The 15,568-nt window shown below is 61.9% G+C and carries 17 protein-coding genes; 9 read left to right on the top strand and 8 right to left on the bottom strand.

The genetic code is table 11. From position 1 onward, the window contains the following. Positions 1–15: 15 nt before the first annotated feature. Positions 16–795, bottom strand: a complete 780-nt coding sequence (locus IPM54_21400; GenBank protein MBK9262347.1) for a glycosyltransferase family 2 protein — start codon at positions 793–795, stop codon at positions 16–18. 101 nt (positions 796–896) lie between these two features. Here IPM54_21400 and IPM54_21395 point away from each other — a divergent pair, with 101 nt between their 5' ends. Continuing rightward, positions 897–1,514 (top strand): 5-formyltetrahydrofolate cyclo-ligase, encoded by a 618-nt coding sequence (locus IPM54_21395; GenBank protein ID MBK9262346.1) that lies wholly within the window; start codon positions 897–899, stop codon positions 1,512–1,514. A gap of 7 nt (positions 1,515–1,521) precedes the next feature. Here IPM54_21395 and IPM54_21390 read toward each other — a convergent pair whose 3' ends face one another. Beyond that, the gene (locus IPM54_21390; GenBank protein ID MBK9262345.1) at positions 1,522–1,851 is read right to left on the bottom strand and encodes a PilZ domain-containing protein; all 330 of its coding nucleotides are present in this window, start codon (positions 1,849–1,851) and stop codon (positions 1,522–1,524) included. Positions 1,852–1,999: 148 nt separating this feature from the next. Here IPM54_21390 and IPM54_21385 point away from each other — a divergent pair, with 148 nt between their 5' ends. Beyond that, positions 2,000–2,176 carry a hypothetical protein gene (locus IPM54_21385; GenBank protein MBK9262344.1) on the top strand — a complete coding sequence of 59 codons (177 nt, stop codon included), beginning with the start codon at positions 2,000–2,002 and terminating at the stop codon, positions 2,174–2,176. Between the two features lie 731 nt (positions 2,177–2,907). Here the strand turns inward: IPM54_21385 and IPM54_21380 are convergent. The 3 genes from IPM54_21380 to IPM54_21370 all read right to left on the bottom strand — a co-directional run bounded on the left by IPM54_21380 (position 2,908) and on the right by IPM54_21370 (position 4,936). After that, a complete protein-coding gene (locus IPM54_21380) occupies positions 2,908–3,369 on the bottom strand; it encodes an SMI1/KNR4 family protein (protein MBK9262343.1) in 462 nt (153 codons plus the stop codon). 17 nt (positions 3,370–3,386) lie between these two features. Then, the gene (locus IPM54_21375; GenBank protein ID MBK9262342.1) at positions 3,387–4,394 is read right to left on the bottom strand and encodes an HNH endonuclease; all 1,008 of its coding nucleotides are present in this window, start codon (positions 4,392–4,394) and stop codon (positions 3,387–3,389) included. Positions 4,395–4,645: 251 nt separating this feature from the next. After that, positions 4,646–4,936, bottom strand: a complete 291-nt coding sequence (locus IPM54_21370) for a hypothetical protein (GenBank protein MBK9262341.1) — start codon at positions 4,934–4,936, stop codon at positions 4,646–4,648. A 388-nt stretch (positions 4,937–5,324) separates the two neighbouring features. Between IPM54_21370 and IPM54_21365 the strand changes: the two genes are divergently transcribed. The 3 genes from IPM54_21365 (at position 5,325) to IPM54_21355 (ending at position 9,020) form a co-directional block, all read left to right on the top strand. Further along, a complete protein-coding gene (locus tag IPM54_21365) occupies positions 5,325–6,878 on the top strand; it encodes a serine/threonine protein kinase (protein MBK9262340.1) in 1,554 nt (517 codons plus the stop codon). Then, a complete protein-coding gene (locus IPM54_21360; protein MBK9262339.1) occupies positions 6,865–7,764 on the top strand; it encodes a hypothetical protein in 900 nt (299 codons plus the stop codon). Before IPM54_21365 ends, IPM54_21360 begins: the two co-directional genes overlap by 14 nt. Positions 7,765–7,829: 65 nt before the next feature. Then, positions 7,830–9,020, top strand: coding sequence for a hypothetical protein (locus IPM54_21355; GenBank protein ID MBK9262338.1), 1,191 nt, complete (start codon positions 7,830–7,832; stop codon positions 9,018–9,020). Positions 9,021–9,189: 169 nt separating this feature from the next. Here the strand turns inward: IPM54_21355 and IPM54_21350 are convergent, their stop codons facing one another. Then, positions 9,190–9,573 carry a hypothetical protein gene (locus tag IPM54_21350; protein ID MBK9262337.1) on the bottom strand — a complete coding sequence of 128 codons (384 nt, stop codon included), beginning with the start codon at positions 9,571–9,573 and terminating at the stop codon, positions 9,190–9,192. A gap of 186 nt (positions 9,574–9,759) precedes the next feature. Here IPM54_21350 and IPM54_21345 point away from each other — a divergent pair, with 186 nt between their 5' ends. The 4 genes from IPM54_21345 (at position 9,760) to IPM54_21330 (ending at position 13,785) form a co-directional block, all read left to right on the top strand. Then, the gene (locus IPM54_21345) at positions 9,760–10,440 is read left to right on the top strand and encodes a hypothetical protein (protein ID MBK9262336.1); all 681 of its coding nucleotides are present in this window, start codon (positions 9,760–9,762) and stop codon (positions 10,438–10,440) included. Between the two features lie 367 nt (positions 10,441–10,807). Beyond that, the gene (locus IPM54_21340) at positions 10,808–12,430 is read left to right on the top strand and encodes an SAM-dependent DNA methyltransferase (GenBank protein MBK9262335.1); all 1,623 of its coding nucleotides are present in this window, start codon (positions 10,808–10,810) and stop codon (positions 12,428–12,430) included. Continuing rightward, a complete protein-coding gene (locus tag IPM54_21335; protein MBK9262334.1) occupies positions 12,423–13,232 on the top strand; it encodes a restriction endonuclease subunit S in 810 nt (269 codons plus the stop codon). The genes IPM54_21340 and IPM54_21335 overlap by 8 nt, the downstream gene beginning before the upstream one ends. 325 nt (positions 13,233–13,557) lie before the next feature. Next, entirely contained in the window at positions 13,558–13,785 is a 228-nt protein-coding gene (locus IPM54_21330; protein MBK9262333.1) for a hypothetical protein, read from the top strand. 95 nt (positions 13,786–13,880) lie between these two features. Here IPM54_21330 and IPM54_21325 read toward each other — a convergent pair whose 3' ends face one another. Both IPM54_21325 and IPM54_21320 read right to left on the bottom strand, forming a co-directional pair. After that, positions 13,881–14,330 (bottom strand): SMI1/KNR4 family protein, encoded by a 450-nt coding sequence (locus IPM54_21325; protein MBK9262332.1) that lies wholly within the window; start codon positions 14,328–14,330, stop codon positions 13,881–13,883. Continuing rightward, positions 14,327–15,067 carry an HNH endonuclease gene (locus IPM54_21320; protein ID MBK9262331.1) on the bottom strand — a complete coding sequence of 247 codons (741 nt, stop codon included), beginning with the start codon at positions 15,065–15,067 and terminating at the stop codon, positions 14,327–14,329. Before IPM54_21320 ends, IPM54_21325 begins: the two co-directional genes overlap by 4 nt. Positions 15,068–15,568 lie beyond the last annotated feature (501 nt).

The raw sequence follows: 15,568 nt of genomic DNA, 5'->3' as shown, positions 1-15,568 counted from the left end.
CACCCAATGCCTCGCTCAAAGCCCCGCAATGCTTTCACGCGACGAATCGCGTGAAATGCGGTCGGGGCCATCATGATGGGCACGCGTCGGCGCAGGCACTCGAACGGGATTCAGTCGCACGTCGACCATGGTCAAAACGACACGCCGAATGATCCGAGCCGGATCGCGTACGCTGTCGAAATGGCTCACGCGTTCACGTCCGGGGGGATAAATGACGTCGATGGGCTCTTCGACGATACGCACTCCCGCTGCAATCGCCCGCATGATGATCTCCGCCTCGAAGGCATAACCATCATCTCGTCCGCCCAACGCAAGCGTCGTCGCAATCGGATAACGACGCAAACCGCATTGCGTGTCGGCCAGGATTCGCCCCGTGAAGAGCGACAAATAAAAATTGGAAATTCGATTGGACACTTGGTTCGGCCGCGGCGCGCCCGCTCGCACGAGGTCCCGAATACCCAGCACCAGCGCATTCGGATCGGGCTCGACGAACGCCAGCCGCGCAGCCTCGGCAGGCGGATGCTGAGCGTCTGCATCGAGCGTCACGGCGACGTCGAAACCAAGCTTCGCCGCATGCGCCATCCCCGTGCGCAAAGCCGCTCCTTTGCCTCGGTTTCTCGCATGCGAAAGCACGATCGCCCCCGCGCCACGCGCAAGGTCGGCCGTTTCATCCAGCGAACCATCGTCGACGACGAAGACCGCGTCCGGAACGGGCCAAAGGGCTCGCGTTTCGCGAACGACGTCCGCCACGGTACGTGTTGCTCGATAAGCCGGGATGATCGCACAAGGACGCACGCCGAACGTACTACCACGCCGAGCGACGTAAAGGTAGGTGTCGACCCGGACGAAAACGCACGAGGTAGCGCGAAGGCGCCAGCCGGTGTAGCCTCGGGCCGATGGATGAGCTGGACGATCTCGACCCCGAGGCAGTGAAAATTCTGGCGTACCGAGCCAAGATCGAGCTGCGAAAACGCGCTCGTGCGCTCCGCAATACGATCCCCGAGAGCGCGATCGCCGAGCGTTCTGCAAGAATCCGCACCAAGCTCGAAGCTTTCCCTCGCTTCGTCGCTGCCAAGCGCGTGGCTCTCTTCTGGCCCATCGTACACCGCAACGAAGTGGACCTGCGCCCGCTCGTCGAAACGCTCACCGCGCGAGGTGTTTCCATCGCATTTCCGTCGATCGATCCAGAAACGCGCGTGATGACGTTTCGGTATCCTGCAAATCCCCAAGCCATGGAAGAACGTGGCCTCGGGTTTGCCGAACCTGCCTACGAAGACCCGGAGGCCACCGAGCTCGACGTGGTCATCGTTCCCGCCCTGGGCCTCGATGCAGCGGGAAATCGAATTGGATATGGGGCCGGATTTTACGATCGCACCTTGCCGCGATTCTGCCCGCCGGCATTATCCATCGGCGTCGTTTTCGATTTTCAATTGCTCGCCGAAGTTCCGCTGACCGACGGCGACGTGCCCGTGCATGCCGTCGTGACGGACGAGCGCACATTCAATCGTGCTTGAAACCCAATCAATGTACCGGATCGCCAAGGACCATTTTGCGATCGAGGTACTCGGCGATCGTGAGCCTATCCGCGTCGTTGATTGCGACGAACCGTATTGCCGTGAGTCGATCTTGACTCCACACGGGGCGGCCTCGCAATCGTATCGGACGACCTCGTCCCACGTTCAGCTCGAACGCCGTCACCAGAGGCAGGTCGCGTCCCAAGAGGCTACGCGACCGCTCGAACACGAGTCCCCCCACGGACAAATCGACCGCTCGGCACACGTGGCGGAAGCCATCCACGAAAGCCGTCAAGCCGTAATCGCAGACCGTCCGAGGTCCGGAGCGTCGTTCCATGATGAAAGCCGCTTCTCTTGGAGCCGTTCCTTTGCGAATGCTCCAGACCTTTCATGTTCCTGCAAACGTCCAGGGTGGGCCAAGTTTTGCGCATCCCCGAACGGCTCGGCGCGATGTACACTGTGGCCTGTTCGAGGAGGACCTGGGCATGCCGACGTGCCGTGAATGCAAGAACGAAGTGGATGAGCTGAAGACCGTCAACGTGGGCGGCAAGCGCAAGAAGATGTGCGAGGACTGCGCCGATCGTGCGGAGCAAGAGAGCGCCGTCGCGGAGGAAAGCGAGTCGGTGGTGCAAGGCATGATGGGCTTCAAAGGGCGACGTTGACGTAGAACTTGGCCCACTGCCGCGGGTCGTGCTTGGCGCGATCGTTTGGAGCACGAACGATCAGCGTGTGTTCTTTGGTGGTCAAAGGAATCTCGATCGCGCTTGGGAGTTGGCAGCGCGAGGCGCCTGGGGCGTGTATGACGAGTCGTGTGCCCGCGTGTCGAGGCAGATCGAGCACGCTGACGAGGGGCACGGAGGCCATCGTCTAAACAAGAAAACCTTGTCATTTCAAGGCGATGGGCGTGCACGGCATGCCAACGGCGGTTAGCGTCTAAAAGAGAATTACGCCCAGAACGGCACGTAGTTTCGGTAACGCAACGACTTTTGATCGGGGCGCCGCCGATCCGTAGCCTGCTGCCGGGCCTGCCAAGCGCGGGTGCTCGCGCGACAAGCTCCCGTGCACCTCGCGACCACCAACGGCGCTCGTACCAACCGTGACCATCGGTCACCTCGACCATTGCCCGCGGTCCATCCGACGGCCCCTCGTGCTCGCTGAACCTCGTGTCGCGGTCTTCCCGACCGCCGCCTCTTATTGCGATGACCGCCGCAGCTTATCCCGATGACCGCCCGCTCTTCTCGCGAGAGCCTTCTGTCTACTCGAACGAGCCATCGCGCTGTGTGCGCCGAGCCTTCGGTGTGCTCCAACGAGCGCTGTCTCGATGTCGCGTACGTCGTCGTCGCGCATTGGGATACGATTGCATAGGGTTGTTGGCAGTGGTCGTGGGGATGGCTCAATCCTCGGGCTCTTTGAGCTTGCCCAAGAACTCTTCCAAGCTGTTCGCCACCAGAAACACGTTGCTGTAGTCCTGACGGGACAAGCCATTCTCATCGAGCTCGTCTTCGTGATCCCAAAAGTAGATCTTGCCCCGGCGCTTTCCTTTCCAGCCGAGGCAGATTGCATTCCCAAATACATCCGCTGCTATTGGTAGTAGATCTGCGGGAATACGGTCTTGATATGCTTCACACTCCTCGTCCAGCTTGTAGTACTCGCCCCAATGAATGCCGTGAAAATGGTGTATGACGCTTCCATCGTGTGCCCATCCTGGAACGTCGAATGTATCCGGAACCGGCCTGCCACCGTTGGACTTGAGCAGAAATCGCTTGTATTCTTGCGGCAACGCGATGCCTCGACGTTTTTCGAATTGCTCAATCTCATCTTTGGACGTAGCACCAAATGGGTTGTCGACCTTCATTCGCATCGTTCGCTCTTTCATTTTGCTTTTGCCATACCACCGGTGTGGTAGAAGTCCCTGTGGACAGTTTGTTCGATTAATTGCATGGTTTTACCATCTTGATGATGGTGCCACGTGTATCCCAGTGGGGTTTCTGCCAGCTTTGCAGCCTCGTTTGCACGCTTGAAGTCCTTCGGATAGTTCCCCGTAAACTCAATCTGCACGTCCTTCACCCGCGGGTGCCTGTACGCCGTAAAGTCCGGATACCCATGCTTGTCGTAGGTGACTGCCACCCCATCTTTTCGCGTGAACGTCCTTGTTCCATCCGCATTCTCTTTAATCGTACCGCCCTTCTTCGTCCACTTTTCCGGGTCCGGCTGGTGCGGCTTTCGCGCCTTCACCGGGTTTGGCAAAGGTTGCCGCGGTCGCGTCGTCGTCCTCGTGCCTGACGCGCTCGTCGTGGTCGTCGTCGTTGGCTCGCGCGCCCCCCTGACCCGCGTCGTCGTCGTGGTCTTGGTCGGCGTCGGCTTCGGCGCCGGTTTGGCAATCGGTAACGGTTTTGGCTTTGGAGGCGGCGGTTTTGGCGCGACCGGTTTCGGCGGAGGCGGCGGCGCGATGGGTATCACGGTCGCCTGCGTGTCGTCGCGCTTGAAAAGCAATTCCAGCGTGAGCTGCTCGGCGCCATGGCAAAACGTGGCCCCACCATTGGCCACGAGCGTAATGCTGCCCAAACAAATCAGCGCGCCAGGTGCAGCGCCTCCACCGGTGGCGCTCATCCCCGTGCCGGCCGCTACGCCACCGATTCCCACGAAGAATTGGCCGCCGCCCACCACGATTTCGCCCAGCGCTTTGCCAATGCGAGCGTCACGCGTGCCTTGCGGCAACATGCGCGTTTCAATGAGCACATCCGAGCCCATGGCACCGCCAGGTAGCGCTCCAACCGCTACGCCCGAAACGAAGCCGCCCACTTTTTGCACGTTCGGCTGCGCTACGATTTTAGGATCGCGCCACCATTTGTAGGGTTTGCCATCGGCATCCTTGGGCAATGCTTTTCACGGACGGCGCCCTCGAAAGCCCGAATCGACAATTCACGCAGAATCGTCTTCTGCAGCGGCGACATGAAGGGTCTCGGGGTTAGGCCCGTCTCGGGGTCGATGACGATCGGTCTCGGCGCGGTCTCACGCGGAGCCGGTTTCGAGACCGGGGCTACGCATCAGAAGTCCTCACGCTACCGCCGGCTTGCCGGAATAGCGTCGACACGTCAATCTCGATTTTCGGCAGCGATTGCGGGGCACCGTCACCAGATTTTCGAGTAACGACAGGTGATTGCACGGAAAGCCAAGTCGACCGTCGATGCCGGAGCATAGGGATGATATTCGTAAATCCAGTCCGCTATCTGGGCGAATTCGAGCAACCGCTCGGGCTCGCGATCCGTCACCGTTTCGCCCGTATCCGTATCGACCGCCCAATATTGAACACCATCGGGAATATCCGGTGTCCGGCGACAGACGTAGGTATATTTTGCTTGGCTTTGGGACTTCAGACGCCACGGCGTGATTTCAATCGCGCAACCCGATAGCGACGTCACGCTCGCAAGGCATAGCAACAGGAAAATGAAATGAATGCACCGCCCCATACATCGATGCCAACAGGCCACGCACCGGAGAGCAAGCATTCCATGCGTCGGAGACCTGCTCAACATGGGTAGCATGCCACGTCGCCTCCCCCTTGCTGTAGCTTCTTCGTACCCAGCGCCGGGCACGTTTTCCTGGCAGATACGTTCGACAGCACGGCGGTGTGCGGCGTGAAACTGACGACCTGAGAGCGCCTCTGGGCCCACGTCGTGCACCCACCGCGCGTTTTGCACTTGCCGCACGCCACCGAATCGCCGCATCATGCGTAGCTGCGCCTCGGAGATCGCGGCGCAGTTGCGGCGAGGTGTACGCTTTGCTTGCGGTGAGCGGGGTCCAATATCAATGGGAACGTGGGCGGCCCGGTTCAGGGGCGCTGCGCCTACGCGGAGCCCGCCGCGCCGAGGGATCCCGGTGAATACGACCCTCGCCGCGCAAACACCCGAGGCGACGAGCGACGATCCGATCACGCGCCAGGCACACGCCCGCGTCGGGCTCGTGCTGCGCGGCAAGTGGCGCATCGACCAGCTCCTCGGCGTCGGCGGCATGGCCGCCGTCTACGCAGGCCAGCACCGCAACGGCAAACGCGGCGCCATCAAAATGCTCCACCTCGAGCTGTCGACGGACACCGAAGCTCGCGCGCGCTTCCTGCACGAAGGCTACATGGCAAACCAGGTCGACCACCCCGGCGCCGTCAGCATTCTCGACGACGACGTGGCCGAAGACGGCTCGGTGTTCCTCGTCATGGAGCTGCTCGAAGGCCAAAGCGTCGCAGCGCTCGCTGAATCGCGACCCAACGGGCAGCTCGGCCTGGGCGAAACGCTGCGCATCGCAGATCAACTCCTCGACGTGCTCGTGGTCGCTCACGCAAAGGGCCTCGTGCACCGAGACCTCAAGCCCGATAACCTCTTTCTAACGAAAGACGGCACCCTGAAAGTGCTCGATTTCGGGCTCGCGCGGGTCCGCGAGACGCCCGGTGCGGTGAAGTTGACCAAGACCGGCATGATGATGGGCACGCCGGCGTTCATGCCGCCCGAGCAAGCACTGGGCGAATGGAGCCGCGTCGATGCACGCTCGGACCTCTGGGCCGTGGGCGCGTCGATGTTCGCGCTGCTGACCGGCCGGATGGTCCACGATGCACCAACGCTCAACCAGCTCCTGCTCAAGGCGATGACCGCACCCGCGCCGCCAATCCGCAGCCTGCTGCCGGGCCTGCCAGCGGACGTGGCGGACGTGGTGGACCGCGCGCTCGCGTTCGATCCGAATGACCGCTGGCCCAGCGCGGGCGCAATGCAAAGGGCCGTGCGCGACGCGCTGGCATCGGTCGCCGCGCGGGGCGAGCAGCATCAGGTCGTCGCAACGGCAAACTCGTCGGTCGAGCTTGGAAGCGCCAAGACGGTCCTGGCCGGCGCGCAGCCAACGCGCGGCAAACTGCCGCTCGGCGCGCTGTTCGGCGCCGCACTGTTGCTCTGCGCGCTCGCAGGGACCGGCTTCATGATGCTGCGCACGACCCGACCGGCATCTACACCTCCACCGGCGCCTCCGCCCCCACCCGCGGCGACCGCCCCTCAGATCCTGCCGACCACCGCGACGGCCACGACGGCGGAGCCCCCCACGCCTTCGGCCTTGCCGGCGGCGACGGCCGTCGATGTGCGACCCAACGCCGAGCCCACCGCGACGGCATCGGCATCGGCGCAGGCGCGTCCGGCACCGGCAAACACGGGCACATCGGCCACCGAAGAAGCCCCGGCTCAAGGTGAAGCAGGGCCCGACAGGTGGGAGCGCGGCTGCCATCGCCGTGGTCACCCTCGCGGCGACGCCCACCGCTGGTGCGCAGGACGCAAAGGCGCGCGCGCAGCAGCTCTTTCAGCAGGGCGTCGAGGCCATGGACAAGGGTGACTCGGCGACGGGCTGCGCCAAGCTGCGCGAGAGCCTCGAATTGTTCGCGGTGCCGAATACGCTGTTCCTCGTCGCGCAGTGCGACGAGCAGGACGGCAAGCTCGGGACGGCGCTGGCTCATTGGCAGCGCGGCCTCGTGCTCGTCGACGCCAAGGACAAGCGTGCACCGATTGCCAAGGAGCGCATCGCGGCGCTCGAACCCAAGGTGCCGCGGCTGAACATCGTCATGCCGCGCAACCAGGCATCGACGACCGTGCTCCTCGACGGCCACCAGCTCGCCCCAACTGCGCTCGAAGCTCCGATGCCCGTCGATCCGGGCAAACACACGCTCGTGTTCCGCGCCCCCGGCCGGCAAGACCGTTCGCACGAACTCGAGCTGGCGCCGGGCGAGCGCACCGAAGTGGTCGCGACCGCCGGCCCGCCCGTCGAGGTCACACCTCCGGATGGAAACGGTGCGAACGGCTCGGGCGGCGCGGGTGGTTCGGGCAATGCGAGCGGCGCGGGCAATGCGAATGGTTCGGGCAATGCGAATGGTTCGGGCCTACGCACCGGCGGGTTTGTCGCGCTCGGCATTGGTGGCGCCGCGCTCCTTGCTGCGGGCATCACGGGTGGAATGGTGCTCGGGCGCCGATCCGACGCGCTCGAGGCGTGCACCGAGGTCGGTGGCGTGCCGACGTGTCCGGCGTCCTACGAGGATCAGCTTGCCAAGGACAAGACGCTCGTCGTCGGCAACACCGTCGCGTGGGGCGTCGGCATCGCAGGCGCCGCGACGGGTGCGGTGCTCCTGCTGCTATCGACCCGCGGTAGTGCCAAGCAAAGCGGCCTCACGCCCGTGCCGCTCGTCATTGCGGGAGGCGCTGGCATCGGTCTGGTAGGAGAGCTGTGATGCGAATACACTTCCTTTCCTTGGTCGCCTGCGTCGCGCTTCCCGTTTTCGGGGGCTGCATCCTCGTGTACGACCCTGACGACTTCCAGATCGCCGATGAAAGCACGGGCGGCACTGGCGGCGACGGCACGGGCAGTGGCATCGGTGGCGCCGGTGGTGGTGGCGCCGGTGGTGGTGGCGGTGGCGGTGGCGGTGGCGGTGGCGGTGGGATGATGTGCGTGCCGGTGGGCGCTGGCAACCCGGTCGAGGGATTGGTGGACGGTGAATGGAAGTGGGTCGACGTGCCGGAAGCCAAGTGCCGCGACGGTTCGGAGACGGGCTTCGGTATCCGTACCAAGCAGGGTTCGAAAAACCTCGTCATCTTCTTCGATGGTCTCGGGTCCTGCTTCAACGGTTTGTCGTGCAACGACCCGGAAGCCAGCAAACCCCCGTTCGGCCAGCCAGAGTTCGACCAAAGGACGTTCGAATTCGGCAACGTTGGCATCTTCAACCCGACGAACACGGAAAACCCGGTCAAGGACTGGAACGTCGTCTACATCCCCTATTGCACCGGCGACGTGCACGCCGGTAGCAATGAAGACGGCGACGTCCCCAACGGCCCGCAGAACCAGAAGTTCGTTGGATACGCCAACGTCGGTCACTACATGAAGCGCATCGTCCCGACCTTCCCCGGCATGGAGAAGGTGCTCGTCACCGGCATCAGCGCGGGGGGCTTTGGCGCCTTCTTCAATTACGACCGCATCGCACGCGACTTCTGCCCCGCGTCCGTCATCCTGATCGACGACTCGGGCCCTCCCATGTCCGACACGTACCTCGCGCCCTGCCTCCAGGACCGCATGCGCATGCTCTGGGGGCTGAACGCCAACCTCCCCGTGGATTGCCCGGGCGCCAACACCAGTATCGTCGAACTGGTCAAGTGCCTCGGTACCAAGTACGCAAACGGTCGTCTTGGCATCATCGCCTCGAACGAGGATGCCAGGAACAGGGTTTTTTACGGCTTCGGACAGAACACCTGCGCACTCCTCGACTCCACCATGCCGAGCCAGATGACTGCAGCCATGTATTCCACGGGGCTTTTGGCACTCCGAGACAACTACATGATGTCCCCGTCCCCTTGGGGCAGCTTCTTCGTGAACAGCACCGAGCACGTCTTCCTGGCGGATACGTTCTACAGCACGGCTGTCGGACCCAAGACACTGACGAGCTGGATGAAAGACATGGTGAACGGTGGGCCCATCGAGCACGTTGGGCCCTGAAGCGCTCGCTCGCGCAACGCCTCGTTGAAACGTCTTGACGTGAAGAAACGCGTATGCCTTGGGCAGCCCATCACGCGCGCAAGCTCGCGAGCGTGCCAGGACAATCGCGGCTGGATTTCCTACGCGCCGACAAACCTGTTCGGGTCAAACCTTGGGACACCCGCCAATGTCACTCGATCCGATTCCACAGGCCGCCTTCGGTGCCGCAATCGAGCTGCGTATCGTCCTTCTCGAGCGTGCAGTCGTAGTCCGTGTCGGGGATCATGTCGCACCCATCGGCTCCCTGCCACTGCACCTCGACCGCGTACTCGCGATCGCGCTTGATTTCGGCCACGATCTTCCCCGTGCATTCGATGACGGCTCCAATGCCCTGGATCTGAAAGTCACCCTCGCCTTGAAGCTTGTCGCCCTCGTCCGTGAGCACGAATTCACTGCGTTGACCATTGGAGGCCTTCTCGTCGGCCTCCCAGGTTCCCACTGCAGGGTCCGAGCACGCGACCATCAGGAGCGACGACACCGACAGCATCCCCACCTGCCACTGCAAGCCTTTCATCGACGAACCTCCTCGAAAGTGCATTAGGAACGATAAACCGATTGCACAGGAAGAATAAACCGCCTTTTTCGAATTCGACCTCGCCACCGATCCGCTATCGACCATCGCGCGCACTTCGCAAACCGCCCGTCCCTTTTTCCACAATTCTCTTGCCCGTCCGTGCGCTTTCCATGTACGGTCGGTCGCATGGCCACACACCTTCGAGACTCCACATCGATGCAGGACGCTGGCGACGTGTGCTCAGCCATCGCCAGCGGCTTGGATAGTGATTCCGAAGCAAAACACCTCGCTCCCTTATGGGATGCCCTCACCGCCAAGGCCGACGAGCTTGCCGCGGCGCGGCGTGCGGCGGAACGAGCGCTCGGCCGCGCGCGCGCAAAAGTCACCGTCATGGATTCCATTTGGGACCCCGAAACCGCAGCCTTTGGCCGTGACGTCGTCGATCAAAGCGGCGGAAAGCGTGACCAAGCCCCTTATACGCGGTTTTTCAAGAACGCGAGCCCTTCGGCCACGCAAGACTTCGGCGTCGACCGCGAAGTGCAGCAAGGCAAAGATTGGCTCGCCGAGCTTGCGCGCAATCCCAACGAACCGCTCGCGACGAAATGGACGCCGCGCCTATCGGTCGCAACGGAAAACCTCGAATCGGCCGCGGGTGCTCGACGCAATGCCGTCCGAGCCGTCGCATTGCAAGACACCGCCGAGGAACTGTTCATTGCCGACATCAATCGAGAAATCGACATTCTCGAAGGCGAACTGTTAACATTGTTTCCCGGTCAACCCAAACGCGTCGCCGCGTTCCTCGAACCCACCAAACCTCGGCACAAGCGCTTCCGCCGCAAAGGCGACTCGAGCGGCGAAGAAGACTGATTTCTCGAGGCGCAAACGTCACTCCCCGCCTGGATCGACGTCTGCGCCCGAGGCGCAAAGCGCACTCCCCGTCTGGATCCGCATCTGCGCCTGAGGCGCAACGCAACGTGCACTCCCCGTCTGGATCCGCCTCTGCGCCTCACGCGCGCGGCGCACTCCCCGTCTGGATCGACGTCTGCGCCTCACGCGCGCGGGTCACTCGACGTGCCAAGTGACCTCGGCGCGAGCGCTCATGCGGTGAATGCCGCGTCTTGCGCGTGAACCACGTCGTCCGGGCCACCGACCTCCGGGCCTCGATGCCCCTTGCGTCTTTGCGTTTTGCCCTCTAGCATCGCGCGCCCCACGTCCAGGCTGAACAGGACCCGCGATGACGAACGATGCAACGAAGAAGCGAGGGCGCCCGGCGAAAGCCGCTCCTTCCGCCGACAAGCCCGCCGGGCAAAGCGCCGAAACGTCCGGCGCGACGCTCGGCTTCGAGGCGAAGCTTTGGCAAGCGGCCGACAAGCTCCGCAACAACATGGATGCGGCCGAATACAAACACGTGGTCCTCGGCCTCATTTTCTTGAAGTACATATCGGACGCGTTCGAAGAGAAACACGCGGCGCTTTTGGCCGACAAGAAATCCGGCGCGGATGCCGAAGACCCGGACGAATACCGCGCCGACAACATCTTTTGGGTGCCCAAAGAAGCGCGCTGGTCGCATCTGCAAGCCAATGCCAAGCAGCCCACGATTGGAAAGCTCGTCGACGACGCGATGCTGGCCATCGAGCGGGACAATACGAAGCTGAAGGGGGTTTTGCCGAAAGAATTTGCCCGCCCGGGGCTCGACAAGCACCGCCTGGGTGAGCTCATCGATTTGATTGGCACGATTGGGCTTGGCGACAAACAGAACCGCTCGCGGGACGTGCTGGGGCGCGTGTATGAATATTTTCTGACGCGTTTCGCGGCGGCGGAGGGCAAAAACGGGGGGCAATTTTATACGCCTCAATGCGTCGTGCGGCTGCTCGTGGAAATGCTGGCGCCGTACAAGGGGCGGGTCTTCGATCCGTGTTGTGGATCGGGCGGCATGTTCGTATCGAGCGAAAAGTTCGTGGAGGCGCATGGCGGGCGCATTGGGGACGTGGCCATTTACGGGCAGGAGTCGAATCACACGACGTGGCGGCTGGCGATGCTGAACTTGGCGATTCGCGGCATCGACGCGAAGATTTTGCAGGGCGACAGTTTTCACGGTGATGCGCACAAGGACCTGAAGGCCGATTACGTGCTGGCGAATCCGCCCTTCAATGACAGCGATTGGGGCGGGCAGCGGCTGCGGGAGGACATGCGCTGGAAGTATGGCGTGCCGCCCGTGGGGAATGCGAACTTCGCGTGGGTGCAGCACTTTTTGCATCACCTTTCGCCGGCGGGCATTGCGGGGTTCGTTTTGGCGAATGGGAGCATGTCGTCGCAGCAATCGGGGGAGGGTGAAATCCGCAAGGCGATGGTGGAGGCGGATTTGGTGGATTGCATGGTGGCGCTGCCGGGGCAGCTCTTTTATTCGACGCAGATCCCGGTGTGTTTGTGGTTTTTGGCGCGTGACAAGAAGAATGGTCTCGGTGGGCGGGGCAAGCGGATGCGCAATCGGCGGCACGAGACGCTGTTCATCGATGCGCGGAAGATGGGGACGCTGATCGACCGGGTGCATCGGGAGCTGAGCGAGGAGGACATTGCGAGAATTGCGCGGACGTACCACGTGTGGCGAGGGGATGAAGTGGGCACGTACGAGGACGTGGCGGGGTTTTGTCGCAGCGCGCGGACGGAGGAGATTGCATCGCATCAGTATGTGCTGACGCCGGGGCGGTACGTGGGTGCGGAAGAGGTGGAGGAGGACGGGGAGCCATTCGATGAAAAAATGGCGCGGCTGGTGGGGAAGCTGGAGGCGCAATTCGCAGAAGGGGCGAAGCTGGAGAAGGTGATCCGGAAGAATTTGAGGGGGTTGGGGTATGGGTGAGTGGCGGGAGGTTCAGCTTGGAGAGGTTGCAGATCTCCTCACGGGCTTTCCATTCAAGAGCCAATACTATTCGGACGATCCCGCTGATCCCCGACTCATTGGTGGCGATAATATCGTTCAGGGATCTCTCCGGTGGGATAATGTTCGGCGGTGGCCGCACTCCATGACAAGTGATCTAGAGCGATATTGGCTAGCACCTGGGGATGTGGTACTCGCGATGGATCGCCCATGGATTGAAGCAGGTTTGAAGCGCGCAGCAATCGTGCGCGAAGACCTCCCGGCGCTGCTTGTTCAGCGTACTGCGCGGCTTCGGGGCAGTTCGACCCTCGACAACACCTTTCTTCGCTACGTCATCGGGAGTCATGAATTTGTTCAATACATCCTCGGAGTGCAAACAGGGACTGCTGTTCCGCATATCAGTCCTGCGCAGATTCGCGCATTTCGATTCTTATTGCCTCCACTCTCTCGGCAGCGCGCCATTGCGCACATCCTCGGCGCGCTGGACGACAAGATCGAGCTGAACCGGCGGATGAACGAAACGCTGGAGGCGATGGCGCGGGCGCTGTTCAAGTCGTGGTTCGTGGATTTCGATCCGGTTCGAGCGAAAGCGGCGGGACGCGCTCCGAGCGGGATGGATGCGGAGACCGCAAAGCTATTCCCGAGCGAATTCGTGCAGTCGGACATGGGGGAGATACCGAGGGGGTGGAGGGTTGGAACGGTAGGTGAATTCGTGGAGCTTCAACGCGGCGCGATTCGACAGGCAAGCAGCGCCAAAGGCAGCGATCCGGTCCAGTCTTTCTAGGTCTTGCAAAAATTCAGCGGAATCGCGGAATCCGTGACGACAGACGTCGTCACATATGGGGTGAATCTCCAGAGAAGTCCTTCCTGCGGTCCCGGCGACATCTTTTCGTATGGGCGCTCAAAGACGTTACGCAGTCTGCAGATCTTTGGGTGCCGTGGCTTGCCCTGCACTGAAAAGAGGCGATTCATCCACGACCCGGTAAGCACGACAATCGCTGATTCTTTATCGCAGAGGTCCTGTACCGCTCCGCTCACGCAGTTCCATCGGGCATTGCCAGCAGCATTCGACTGGAACAACGAATTTGGGTCTTAGCCGAGAGGATTTCTTGTCCTATCCGATCATGGTGGCGCCGCGCGATCTCCTCACCACTTTCAATGGCATGATTCGCGCGCTCGAATCTCGCGTAGAAGTGCTGGTATCCGAGAACATTACCCTCGCCGCCCTTCGCGACACCCTTTTGCCCCGGCTTCTTTCGGGCGAGCTGTCCGTGGCGCAGGCGGAAGCGTTTGCCGAAGGGAATGGATACAGCTCGACGCGACCCGACTCGGGATGAATCAATCCTCGAACTTCGTGAGCTTTCCCAAGAATTCTTCGAGGCTGTTTGCCAGCAGAAACACGTTGCTGTAGTCCTGGCGGGACAAGCCATTCTCATGGCAGCTCATCGGGCTTGGGCTCGCGGAGCTTACTGAGAAACTCGTTGAAGTTTGCGGCAACGCGGTACGGCGTTGGGGGGCTGTCGGCAGCGTCGAAATAGTAAACCCGGCCATAACCATCATCGGCAAGGAGGAGCATGAATGTGTTGGCGCCCGAGTCTCCTGCGATGGGTAACAATTTGTTCTCCTTGCACCAATCAATGATGTCTAGGTTCCACAGTATGTTTTCGGATTCGATGGCACGGTCGATGCCAAAAAACACGCTTACATCCGTTCTTCGAAAGTGTGCTCCTTCGATGTCGATCGTATCCGGCATTGGTCGCCCCCCATTGGTCGAGCATAGGAACGCGCGATATGTGGCGGGGAGCGCGCAACCAATCGCGTCTTCGACGGCGGCTATGTCCGCTGGTGCCAGTGCTCTGCCCGGCTTTCTCATCTCGATCATGGCAGTATTACCCTCGTCCCAGCATGGCCCCCCGTGTGCCCTGTTGCTCTGTGAATAGCTTCAGGAACGAGTTGCATGGTCGTTCCATCCTGATGGTGATGCCAAGTATATCCATCGGGCCTCTGCTTCAACCCTGCCGCCTCGTTCGCCGCTCGAAAATCCTTCTGCCGATCCGCAGAAAATTTGACCTTGACTTCTTTTTTGACGACCCCCGCTGCCCTGAAATCGGGGTACCCATCCTTGTCGAACGGCACCTTCGTTTTGGGATGGACTTTCCCGGCAAGGTGTGCATTGCGAATGACTGGTTGTCCACCAGGCGCCCCCTTCACCCACGTCGTCGTCCTCGTGCCTGACGGACTCGTCGTGGTCGTCGTCGTTGGCTCGCGCGCCCCCTTGACCCGCGTCGTCGTCGTGGTCTTGGTCGGCGTCGGCTTCGGCGCCGGTTTGGCAATCGGTAACGGCTTTGGCTTTGGAGGCGGCGGTTTTGGCGCGACCGGTTTTGGCGGCGGCGGCGCGATGGGTATCACCGTCGTCGGCGTGTCGTCGCGCTTGAAAAGCAATTCCAGCGTGAGCTGCTCGGCGCCATGGCAAAACGTGGCCCCACCATTGGCCACGAGCGTAATGCTGCCCAAAACAATGATCGCTCCGGGGGGAGCTCCGCCACCGGTGCCGCTCATCCCGGTGCCGGCCACGACACCACCGATGCCCACGATGAATTGGCCGCCGCCCACCGCCATTTCGCCCAGCGCTTTGCCAATTCGTGCGTCGCGACTGCCTTGCGGCAACATACGCGTCTCCACGAGCACATCCGAGCCAATGGCACCACCAGGTACCACGCCAACCGCGACGCCCGAGACGAAGCCGCCTACGCGTTGCACGTTCGGCTGCGCTATGATTTTAGGATCCCGCCACCATTTGTAGGGTTTGCCGTCAGCCCCCTTGGGCAAATCCTTTTCCCGGACGGCGCCGCCCTCGAAAAACACCCGAATCCCCAACTCATGCAGAATCGTCTTCTGCAGCGGCGACAAGAAGTCCCGAGGTTTACCCGTCTCGGGGTCGATCACGATCGGCCTCGGCGTCGTCAGAAGCTGCCCCATGTGCTCACGCACGCCCTGCATCGATGCCGTCTCGGGCGGTGGCAACGCACAACCGTCCGCGAGCACCTCCGCCATGGCCTGCCGAAATGCATACGGCACATCAATCTCGTTTTTCGGCAGCGACTTGCGCGGCGGCACCGT

The organism is Polyangiaceae bacterium, assembly GCA_016715885.1.
Lineage (GTDB): Bacteria > Myxococcota_A > Polyangia > Polyangiales > Polyangiaceae > Polyangium.
Note: the sequence above shows the minus strand (reverse complement) of the source record. Positions and strands in the feature narration are given on the sequence as shown.

Excerpts from the sequence above, each read along its gene's own strand:
- IPM54_21395 (MBK9262346.1), top strand. The coding sequence starts at position 897 with ATGGATGAGCTGGACGATCTCGACCCCGAGGCAGTGAAAATTCTGGCG.
- IPM54_21390 (MBK9262345.1), bottom strand. The coding sequence starts at position 1,851 with ATGGAACGACGCTCCGGACCTCGGACGGTCTGCGATTACGGCTTGACG.
- IPM54_21385 (MBK9262344.1), top strand. The coding sequence starts at position 2,000 with ATGCCGACGTGCCGTGAATGCAAGAACGAAGTGGATGAGCTGAAGACC.
- IPM54_21380 (MBK9262343.1), bottom strand. The coding sequence starts at position 3,369 with ATGAAGGTCGACAACCCATTTGGTGCTACGTCCAAAGATGAGATTGAG.
- IPM54_21365 (MBK9262340.1), top strand. The coding sequence starts at position 5,325 with ATGGGAACGTGGGCGGCCCGGTTCAGGGGCGCTGCGCCTACGCGGAGC.
- IPM54_21360 (MBK9262339.1), top strand. The coding sequence starts at position 6,865 with ATGGACAAGGGTGACTCGGCGACGGGCTGCGCCAAGCTGCGCGAGAGC.
- IPM54_21350 (MBK9262337.1), bottom strand. The coding sequence starts at position 9,573 with ATGAAAGGCTTGCAGTGGCAGGTGGGGATGCTGTCGGTGTCGTCGCTC.
- IPM54_21345 (MBK9262336.1), top strand. The coding sequence starts at position 9,760 with ATGGCCACACACCTTCGAGACTCCACATCGATGCAGGACGCTGGCGAC.
- IPM54_21340 (MBK9262335.1), top strand. The coding sequence starts at position 10,808 with ATGACGAACGATGCAACGAAGAAGCGAGGGCGCCCGGCGAAAGCCGCT.
- IPM54_21335 (MBK9262334.1), top strand. The coding sequence starts at position 12,423 with ATGGGTGAGTGGCGGGAGGTTCAGCTTGGAGAGGTTGCAGATCTCCTC.
- IPM54_21325 (MBK9262332.1), bottom strand. The coding sequence starts at position 14,330 with ATGATCGAGATGAGAAAGCCGGGCAGAGCACTGGCACCAGCGGACATA.
- IPM54_21320 (MBK9262331.1), bottom strand. The coding sequence starts at position 15,067 with ATGGCGGTGGGCGGCGGCCAATTCATCGTGGGCATCGGTGGTGTCGTG.